The sequence below is a fragment of the Yersinia sp. LJYL362 genome (assembly GCF_048323875.1).
The window spans coordinates 1-8,608 of record NZ_JBLWEX010000022.1 but is presented as its reverse complement, the minus strand read 5'-3'; the positions used below and the strand labels follow the sequence as shown (position 1 = coordinate 8,608).

The following is an 8,608-nucleotide window of genomic DNA, read 5'->3' as shown; positions in this document are numbered from 1 at the left end:
ATCAGGCCGATGAATAAGGCAGAGGTCAGGGCAATAGGCTTGATCATATAAAATCCTTATTGTTAGCGAAGTGAATTCCTCACAGTAACGCTATGCTACGGCGAAAAGTGGTGAAAAAACATTCGGCCTATTACCCGTTTTGCTAGGTACTTCTACCTATCCCCTGCGCACTTGACGCCGCAGGGGTGTTAGCTGCGTTCGCGCACCCGAATCACTTACTGGTTTTGACTTTAAAATAAGTAAGCTCATCGGGATGAGTTCACTGGCTGCCTACCTGCAACGCCAATTGCTTTGGGGATTATTGGGAGAATAAGTGATAGTGATGAATCAGTAATGCCAGCGAGTTGACCTCTAGCTTGGCAAAGATATTCGCGCGGTGAGCCTCGACTGTTCGCGGTGAGAGCGACAATGTATGGGCAATCTGTTTGCTGGTTTCCCCTTGAATAATCAGGGCAGCAACTTCCCGCTCACGAGCAGAGAGTTGGTTGAATAGCTGTTGATAGCTCGCCTGCTGCTTATGGGCTGCCAGCGCCTGTTCATGTTGTTCTAACGCCATACTGACAGTTTCGATCAGGACATCGGCATCGATCGGTTTGGTCAAAAACTCCAGAGCACCGCCTTTAAAGGCCCGGCGGCATAATTCAACATTACCATGCCCCGTCATAATGATGACCGGCAGGGTGCTATTACGCTCTTGGATAGCTTCTAATATCGTCATGCCACTTTTACCCGGCATGCGAATATCGAGCAGAACACAACTTGGCTGGGTAACGACAAAGGTATCAAGGAATATCTGTCCGTTACTGAATGCGTTAACCTCCCAGCCCATGGTCGTGAGTAATGCGCTCAACGCCGCGCGAACTCCCTCATCGTCATCAATCAGATAAATGTGTTTTGTCATGTGTACTCTCGACAATTAGAGGAAAAGTGAGGGTAAAGCCAGCGCCCCCATGTTCATTGTTACCGGCTTTTATGTCGCCTCCCATACGCTGTACCAATGTTTCACACAGGGTCAGCCCTAAGCCCAATCCGCTCTCTCGAGTGGTATAGAAGGGGGTGAACAGGCTATCTAACTGCTGATGATTGAGCCCCGGTCCGTTATCCTCAATCTGAATAACCCATTGTTTAGACGTTATATTTATTGTAAATATCACCGTCGGAGTCGGGGTGTGTTGTAGTGCCTGAATCGCATTACTCAGCAGATTATGGAAAACCTGCTCCAGCCATAAAGGGTCACTTTGCAGTGTGGGAAGATTTGCGGGAATAATGTTTAGGATTTTGACATTCGCCGCGTTTATTTCCTGACTCAACAACACATTCACTCGCCGCCAGATATCAGCCACGACAACCGGTTGTAAATTTATCTGCCCACGGCTGAGTAGGGTTCGCAGCCGGTCCAATAAAGCGGCAATGCGTTTGATTTGCTCGATAGAAGCCACCAGCAGCGGGGCAACTTTCTCATCCTGTGCCGGTAACAGGCGTAGCGCGGTCTGGTTATAGGTCAATGTTGCGGTGAGCGGCTGGTTTAATTCATGGGCGATGCCGGTCGCAATTTCTCCCATGGCATTGAGTCTGGCTTGATCGGCAAATTTGGCGCGCTGCTCGGCATGTAAACGGTGCTGAGCCAATAGTTGCCAGCGCTGCCAACTGTACAAGGCGGCGGCTATGATCAGCGAAAGCAGTAGGGCGGTGAACCAGGGTAAATCCCGCCAAACTGGGGTGGCATGACCGATTAAAGTGAAAGATTGCGCCCCTTCGCCCACCGGTTTTTGCCACTGCCAGAAACTTTCAGGTGCTGTATGGCCCAAAATCGCGAGTTGATGTTGCTGATAGCGCAATACCAAACTGTCAAAATGGGGCGGTAAACCCACCACTTGCAACAACTTCTGGGCATTGACCTGCAACCCACTGCCGCTGTAGGAGTTCGCTAAACGATAATCTCCATCCTGAAGATGTAAGGTGAGTTGACCGGGTTTGGATTGATCTGCTGGGGTTTGGTTTATCGCCACCAATTGTGGGAAATGGCGCTGTAATTGCACCAGTTGGCTCGGCTCCAACGCCAAAAATAAAATCGCCTGCTGCTGGGCCAACTGTTGGCTCAATTCGCGATGAATAGTGCGAAAATCGGCCTCTCGCTCGGCTTGTTGTGTATTCAGCCCGTACCAACCCAGCCAAAGAGTAGACATCAGGGTCAGGATAAACCAGACAGTGATTTTAATGGCCATGGGTTGCTTGCATCCACAAAAGAGAAGGTGGCTATTGATAACATGGGGCGCGATACAGAGAAAACCCCCAATACCGCATGTCATGGGGGTTTTGTAACCTTCGAGAGTTATTTCACCCGAACGCGCTCAATGTAAGTGGCAAAGGCAGCAAGCTGTTTGGTCAGAAAATCCAGCGTTCCTTGATCCGTCAGTTCTTTAGTTTGTTCATCGACTTTGCTTTGAATCACGCCGCCCATAAATTCAGGTTTATTCATCACCATTGCTTCAAGGAAAACCAAAATCTGACGTAGATGATACTGACAACGCGCTCCGCCAATCGGCCCCATAGAGCTGGTCTGAATGGTCACCGGTTTGTTGGCGAGTGGCTGGTTGGGTAAACGGGATAACCAATCGATGGCATTCTTCAACCCGCCGGGGACGGAATAGTTATATTCCGGTGTCACGATAATGACCCCATCGGCCTGACGAATCTGCTCAGCAATGGCCTCAATCGTAGACGGGAACCCCTCTTCTTGCTGTATATCAGCATCATAAAGCGGGATATCGCGAATAGATGGCAGTGCTTCGATAATCACGCCGACGGGCGCTAATTTAGGCAGCGCACGCGCCACCATGGCATTGTAGGAACCACTACGCAAGCTACCCAATAGGGTAACAATTTTAAGGGGTTGTTGTGACATGGCATGCTCCCGATAAGTGAATAAATGATGCTGTTCCCCCCCTCAGAGTAGGCCAAACTTGAGTGACGTGCTACCCCTTAAAATTTAACTTAAATGAGTGTCATCTGCGGATTTGTTACATTGAAATTGTGATCGACGAAAAGAAACGAAAAAATCGTTTCTTACTGTTATCAAGTCTATGCGTGAAATGCCGTTAATAGATCTGGAGCTATCCAGCTCTCTTACATTGAGCGACACGATAATGCTAAAAACCACTCAAGCCCGATTCACCTTACTCGTTAGTGCGTTTTTCATTTTCTTGCTGATAATCACTTTAGTGGTTATTCAGCTTTTTGTGACACCACAACTCAAACAATCTGAAAGCACCATTGTTGGCAATAGCGTTGACCAAATCGCGACAGCCATAACGGCGCAAATGAACAAAGTAGAAGCACAAGCCCGCAGTATTACGCAGGCAGTTGCCATAATGGACAGTAATACCATTGACTCATTATTGCCGGGGTTGGTGGATCAGTATGGTGACAGTAATGTTTTTGGTGGCGGGATTTGGCCATTACCCAATAAACGTGAGCAAGGGGTGATTAAATTCAGTACTTTCTTTGCCCGTAATGGGGAAAATAAGTTAACGGTAAATACCCACTGGAATTCGCCAGAGTCACAAAATTATTTTGAACAACCGTGGTACAAAGATGGCTTAAATGCCCCGAAAGGTTTCTGCGCCTGGGCTAAAGCGTATCAGGATGATGCCAGCCCGCAGCCGAGAACCAACTGCGCCATGGCGATTTATAAAGGTGACGAGGCTTATGGTGTTTCTACCATTGATGTCACTTTAGGCTTCTTTAACCGTTTGGTTAAGGAGATGGAACAGAAGGTCAATGGCACCATTCTGATTGTCGAAGCTGATGGCAAGATTGTGGGCAGCAGCGCCTTGGCCGATGGCAAAGCAGAATTAAAAAATCTGTCCGACTTTGCTGCCAGCTCACCAATGGCGGCAGAAACACAGCAGTTGTTGGCACAGATGAAAGACCAGAAATCACTGGAAAGTGAATTTGATGTCGATGGAACCTCTCATACTCTGTTTATCCGCCCGATTGCCAATAGCCCATGGTATTTAGTTACTGATCTGCCAACCAGTTTGTTAGTCAAACAGAGCCACAGCATCTTGCTGCATTTGGGACTAGTACAGATTCCTATCATGTTGTTATTGCTGTTATTCCTGGTGTTCTCTATTCGCGTCTTTATGAAACGTCTGGCGGCTTTGAAAGAGAATATTACGGCATTGTCTGCGGGGGGGGCTGATTTGACCCAGCGCTTGCCACAAAGCAGTAGCCCGGAATTCAATGCTATTAACCAGAGTTTCAACGATTTTATCGACTACTTGCAGCAAATGATGCGCCAGGTCGGTGAAAGTAGCTTAGCTATCGCGTCGGCATCGCGCCAAATTGCCAGTGGTAATTTGGATTTATCCGCTCGAACTGAAGATCAAGCCAGTTCGATTGAAGAAACCGCCGCTTCAATGGATGAGTTGACCAGTACCGTTAAACAAAACGCGGATAATGCCAGCCACGCTAACCAGTTAGCGATTGATGCTTCCACTGTGGCGGTGAAAGGCAGCACGGTGGTGAAGAAAGTGGTGGATACCATGGGGTCAATCAACCACTCGTCGAAGAAAATCGTCGATATTATCAGTGTGATTGACAGCATTGCCTTCCAAACCAATATCCTGGCATTGAATGCGGCGGTAGAAGCAGCAAGAGCGGGTGAGCAAGGGCGAGGTTTTGCCGTCGTCGCTTCTGAAGTGCGTAATTTAGCGCAGCGTTCGGCGACTTCGGCTCGTGAAATTAAAAAGCTGATTGAAGATTCAGTGGCTGATATTGCGATCGGCACGAGTTTGGTGGCAGATGCGGGTACCACGATGGATGACCTGATGAGTGGGGTTTCCAATGTGGCGGCATTAATGAATGAAATTATGTCATCAAGCCAGGAGCAAAGTTTGGGTATCGAGCAGGTTAATCTGGCTATTAATCAGTTAGATAACTCAACGCAGCAAAATGCGGCGCTGGTGGAACAAGTGGCGGCGGCAGCTCAAGCTATGCAGGATCAAACCTTGCAGTTAGAAAGTGTGATTAGCGGCTTTAAGGTTTAATCAATGGAGTGTGAAGGGGTGACCGTACCTAGGGGCGCTTCGGTGGCTTACGCCACTTGTATTTTAACCCCTACGACCCCAACGGTACGTTTCCCCATCATTTGACTTGTTAGCTATCTGAATCCCCTCTGTCTAGCTGAAAGGGGGGATTATCTATGACTCACGGCGAATTTTACTGGCAAATAAGTTTCCCAGTGATTGGATTAACTGCACGGTGATAATCAATACAATGGCCGTGGTCACAGTGACGAAAGTATCAAAGCGCTGATAACCATAAGTAATGGCTAAATCACCAATCCCACCACCGCCTACAGTACCTGCCATCGCCGTGGCACCAATCAAACCAATAGTGGCTGTGGTCAGCGCCAATATTAAAGATGAGAGTGCTTCGGGTAGTAAAAAATACCAAATGGCTTGTAATGGGGTGGCTCCCATCGATTTCGCAGCTTCCAAAATACCGGGATTGACATCCAGCAGTGAGTTTTCTACCAGGCGGCCAATATAGGGCGCGATAAAAATAATCAGCGGTACAATCGCCCCCGGTGTTCCTATGGTGGTATTCACAATAAGACGGGTGAGCGGGATAATCGCCACCATCAAAATAATAAAAGGCAGTGATCGGATGATATTGATAATGGGATTAAGAATATTATAAAAAGTGCGGTTCTTAATTAATCCGCCCGGTCGGGTCACTACCAGTAAAATACCTAAAGGAATACCAATAAGAGAACCGATAACCAATGAAATACTGACCATAACCAAGGTGTCGTGTAGCGCCTGGACGAATTGGTCTAACGTAATCGCTGTTTCGATCATCAATTTATTTCCTGTATATCAATTCCTGTTCCTGCCAGATAATTAACAGCACTATCAATGGTGTGATTCTCGCCGGTTAATAACAGCACCATATGGCCCAATGTGGTGTCTTGTATTTCTGACATATTGGCAAACAGAATATTGACGCCAATATCGTATTTCCTAATTAGCTGGTTGATTACCGGTTGGGTGGCTATCGCTCCGACAAATGCCAAACGGAATTGACGACCGGTGTGGCTATTATTCAATAACTTTTTCACGCTCTCGGGTAAGCTATCTTTGATGACGGTACGAACAAAGTTAATGGTTGTAGGATGAGTTGGATGACCAAACACCGTCAATACTGAACCTTGCTCAATAATTTGACCGTTTTCCATGACCGCCACCTTATTACAGATTTTTTGAATAACTGACATTTCATGAGTAATCAGTAAAACCGTAATATTGTATTGCTGATTAATTTTCTTCAGTAACAACAAAATCTGAGCGGTAGTTTGGGGGTCTAGCGATGAGGTGGCCTCATCACACAGCAAAATAGATGGATTAGTTGCCAGCGCACGGGCAATACCGACCCGTTGCTTCTGCCCGCCTGATAATTCGTTAGGAAAACTGTGACTTTTATCCCCCAGCCCGACAAAATCCAACAGTTCAGCGACACGTTCCTGAATGAATTTTTTGTTTTTCCCTAATAAAATAAGTGGCATCGCGACGTTTTTAAAAACGGTCTTTGATTCCAGTAAATTAAAGTTCTGGAATATCATGCCAATATTTTTTTTCAATAGCCGGAGTTGCTCTTGGCTGAAATCATGCAGGTTCTTGCCATCAATAATGACATTTCCGGCCGTTGGGCTTTCCAGCGAGTTGACCATCCGTAATAAAGTACTTTTCCCTGCACCGCTGTAGCCGATGATGCCAAATATATCGCCATCCTCGACGGTTAAATTAACATCATTAAGTGCCTGTAGTTTTATACCTTTACGTTCAAAGGTTTTAGAAATATGCTGAAGCTCAATCATCTGTTATCCCATTAGTTTAGATAATCAGGCAGCATATAACCTGTGTACTTCTCGTTTTCCAGAATATATTTTTTGAATTCAGGAGAGCGATATCCTGCAATAATATCTTTGGCGAACTCGGCATCTTTATTTTTACCGGCAACTGTCACCACATTAACAAACTGAGTGGTGGGTTTTTCAAGTTGCAGGGCAGAAGTCAGTTTTATTCCATTAGAAACCGCAAAATTACCTTGGATGGCACCGTAATCGACATCAGGTAATGCTCTGACTTGTTGAGCATTATCCATTTCTTTGATGACTAAATGATAAGGGTTTTCTGCAATATCTCTTTGCGAGAAGGTGGCCGGATCAATTTTTTCTTTCAGCTTTATCCAGCCAATAGATTGCAGTAACAGCGCTGCCCGGTATTCGTTTGAGGGTTGATTTGGGACTGAAATCCATGCACCATCTTTAGGCTTATCTTCTTTTTTATGCTTATTAGAATAGAGACCCATCGGTGGGGTTGGAACCTGAACAATCCCTGTATTATCAATTCGTAAGCGCTCATTTATCGCTTTCAGATAAATGGGATGCTGCATGATGTTGCCATCAATTTCACCGGTACTGACGGCGTTATTGACCTGAATCCCATCATTGAAGTCTTTATATTCGACGCTGTAGCCTTTCTTGATGAGATAAGGTGCTACGCCTTTCTCAAATTGCTCTTTATAGGGTCCAGGATTAAATCCTAATTTAATCACTTTCTTCTCCTCACTATGGGCATTCAATGAGGTTAAAATAATTAAACCAGATAAGGCTATTGCCAGTGAACGTATTTTCATCATCATTTCCCTGTGGAATAAATATTAATTCAGACTCTAAAGAGGAATTTATTCACAAGGTTGCAGGCTATTGGGTTCTCCGTAAACGAAGAATATAGACTTAGCTTATCCATTATCTATATATAGGATATGGAGATGGTATATCCAGATGGAATAACGAGAGGGGGCGATCAGTCGATTAACAACCCACTGCATCATACGCAGTGGGTTGTTGCGATATAAACCTGAGTTTAGCCCTGAATCAAATTAGGGATCTTCACCGCTGGGTTAACATCGGCTTCATAGTCCACACCGTCGATGGCGAAACCGAACAGATTTAAGAACTCGGTTTTATAGCCGGTGAAATCGGTCAACTGGTAAATATTGTCGTTGGTCACCTGATCCCACAACTGCTGTACCTGGTTTTGAACTTCAGGATCCAGTTCTTTGTAATCTGCACGCAGACGACCTTCCTGGTCCATATGTGGCGCGCTACCACAAAGGCTATCTTTATACAGTGAATAAACCTGCTCGATACAACCCTCATGAGTGCCTTTCTCTTTCATCACTTTGAATAACAGTGACAGATACAGTGGCATCATTGGAATGGCAGAGCTGGCTTGAGTGACCACCGCTTTCAATACTGAAACACGCGCATCGCCGCCGCCATGAGCAGACAAGCTATCGCGGATCGCCAGAACTTTTTGATCCAAGTCCTTTTTGGCCGCGCCAATAGAGCCGTTCCAATAGATATCATGGGTGATTTTTTCGCCCAGATAGGTGAACGCCGTGGTTTGTGCGCCTTCGGCCAACACGCCAGCTTCCAGCAGTGCATCAATCCACATCTGCCAATCTTCGCCACCCATTACTGCGACAGTGTTGTCTATCTCTTCTTGAGTTGCCGGTTGCAGCACCGCTTCTTTGA

General features: G+C 46.1%; 7 protein-coding genes and 1 pseudogene. 1 reads left to right on the top strand and 7 read right to left on the bottom strand.

Features of this window, described 5'->3' with window-relative positions:
• Positions 1–298: 298 nt before the first annotated feature.
• The 3 genes from ACNSO8_RS00895 to ACNSO8_RS00885 all read right to left on the bottom strand — a co-directional run bounded on the left by ACNSO8_RS00895 (position 299) and on the right by ACNSO8_RS00885 (position 2,905).
• Positions 299–901, bottom strand: coding sequence for a response regulator transcription factor (locus ACNSO8_RS00895; protein ID WP_418393553.1), 603 nt, complete (start codon positions 899–901; stop codon positions 299–301).
• A complete protein-coding gene (locus ACNSO8_RS00890; RefSeq protein WP_418393552.1) occupies positions 876–2,225 on the bottom strand; it encodes a sensor histidine kinase in 1,350 nt (449 codons plus the stop codon). Before ACNSO8_RS00890 ends, ACNSO8_RS00895 begins: the two co-directional genes overlap by 26 nt.
• A 107-nt stretch (positions 2,226–2,332) precedes the next feature.
• Positions 2,333–2,905, bottom strand: a complete 573-nt coding sequence (locus ACNSO8_RS00885) for an NADPH-dependent FMN reductase (protein WP_418393551.1) — start codon at positions 2,903–2,905, stop codon at positions 2,333–2,335.
• Between the two features lie 241 nt (positions 2,906–3,146).
• On the opposite strand from ACNSO8_RS00885, the gene ACNSO8_RS00880 reads away from it, so the two are divergent.
• Positions 3,147–5,051 carry a methyl-accepting chemotaxis protein gene (locus tag ACNSO8_RS00880; protein WP_418393550.1) on the top strand — a complete coding sequence of 635 codons (1,905 nt, stop codon included), beginning with the start codon at positions 3,147–3,149 and terminating at the stop codon, positions 5,049–5,051.
• A gap of 153 nt (positions 5,052–5,204) precedes the next feature.
• Here the strand turns inward: ACNSO8_RS00880 and ACNSO8_RS00875 are convergent, their stop codons facing one another.
• The 4 genes and pseudogenes from ACNSO8_RS00875 to ACNSO8_RS00860 form a co-directional block, all read right to left on the bottom strand.
• The gene (locus ACNSO8_RS00875; protein WP_019084191.1) at positions 5,205–5,867 is read right to left on the bottom strand and encodes a methionine ABC transporter permease; all 663 of its coding nucleotides are present in this window, start codon (positions 5,865–5,867) and stop codon (positions 5,205–5,207) included.
• A complete protein-coding gene (locus ACNSO8_RS00870; protein WP_019081466.1) occupies positions 5,867–6,883 on the bottom strand; it encodes a methionine ABC transporter ATP-binding protein in 1,017 nt (338 codons plus the stop codon). The genes ACNSO8_RS00875 and ACNSO8_RS00870 overlap by 1 nt, the downstream gene beginning before the upstream one ends.
• Positions 6,884–6,894: 11 nt before the next feature.
• Positions 6,895–7,704, bottom strand: a complete 810-nt coding sequence (locus ACNSO8_RS00865; protein WP_057629915.1) for a MetQ/NlpA family ABC transporter substrate-binding protein — start codon at positions 7,702–7,704, stop codon at positions 6,895–6,897.
• A gap of 230 nt (positions 7,705–7,934) precedes the next feature.
• Positions 7,935–8,608, bottom strand: a pseudogene (locus ACNSO8_RS00860) (bifunctional NADH-specific enoyl-ACP reductase/trans-2-enoyl-CoA reductase); the annotation flags it as partial.

Excerpts from the sequence above, each read along its gene's own strand:
- ACNSO8_RS00870 (WP_019081466.1), bottom strand. The coding sequence starts at position 6,883 with ATGATTGAGCTTCAGCATATTTCTAAAACCTTTGAACGTAAAGGTATA.
- ACNSO8_RS00875 (WP_019084191.1), bottom strand. The coding sequence starts at position 5,867 with ATGATCGAAACAGCGATTACGTTAGACCAATTCGTCCAGGCGCTACAC.
- ACNSO8_RS00880 (WP_418393550.1), top strand. The coding sequence starts at position 3,147 with ATGCTAAAAACCACTCAAGCCCGATTCACCTTACTCGTTAGTGCGTTT.
- ACNSO8_RS00885 (WP_418393551.1), bottom strand. The coding sequence starts at position 2,905 with ATGTCACAACAACCCCTTAAAATTGTTACCCTATTGGGTAGCTTGCGT.
- ACNSO8_RS00890 (WP_418393552.1), bottom strand. The coding sequence starts at position 2,225 with ATGGCCATTAAAATCACTGTCTGGTTTATCCTGACCCTGATGTCTACT.
- ACNSO8_RS00895 (WP_418393553.1), bottom strand. The coding sequence starts at position 901 with ATGACAAAACACATTTATCTGATTGATGACGATGAGGGAGTTCGCGCG.
- ACNSO8_RS00865 (WP_057629915.1), bottom strand. The coding sequence starts at position 7,704 with ATGAAAATACGTTCACTGGCAATAGCCTTATCTGGTTTAATTATTTTA.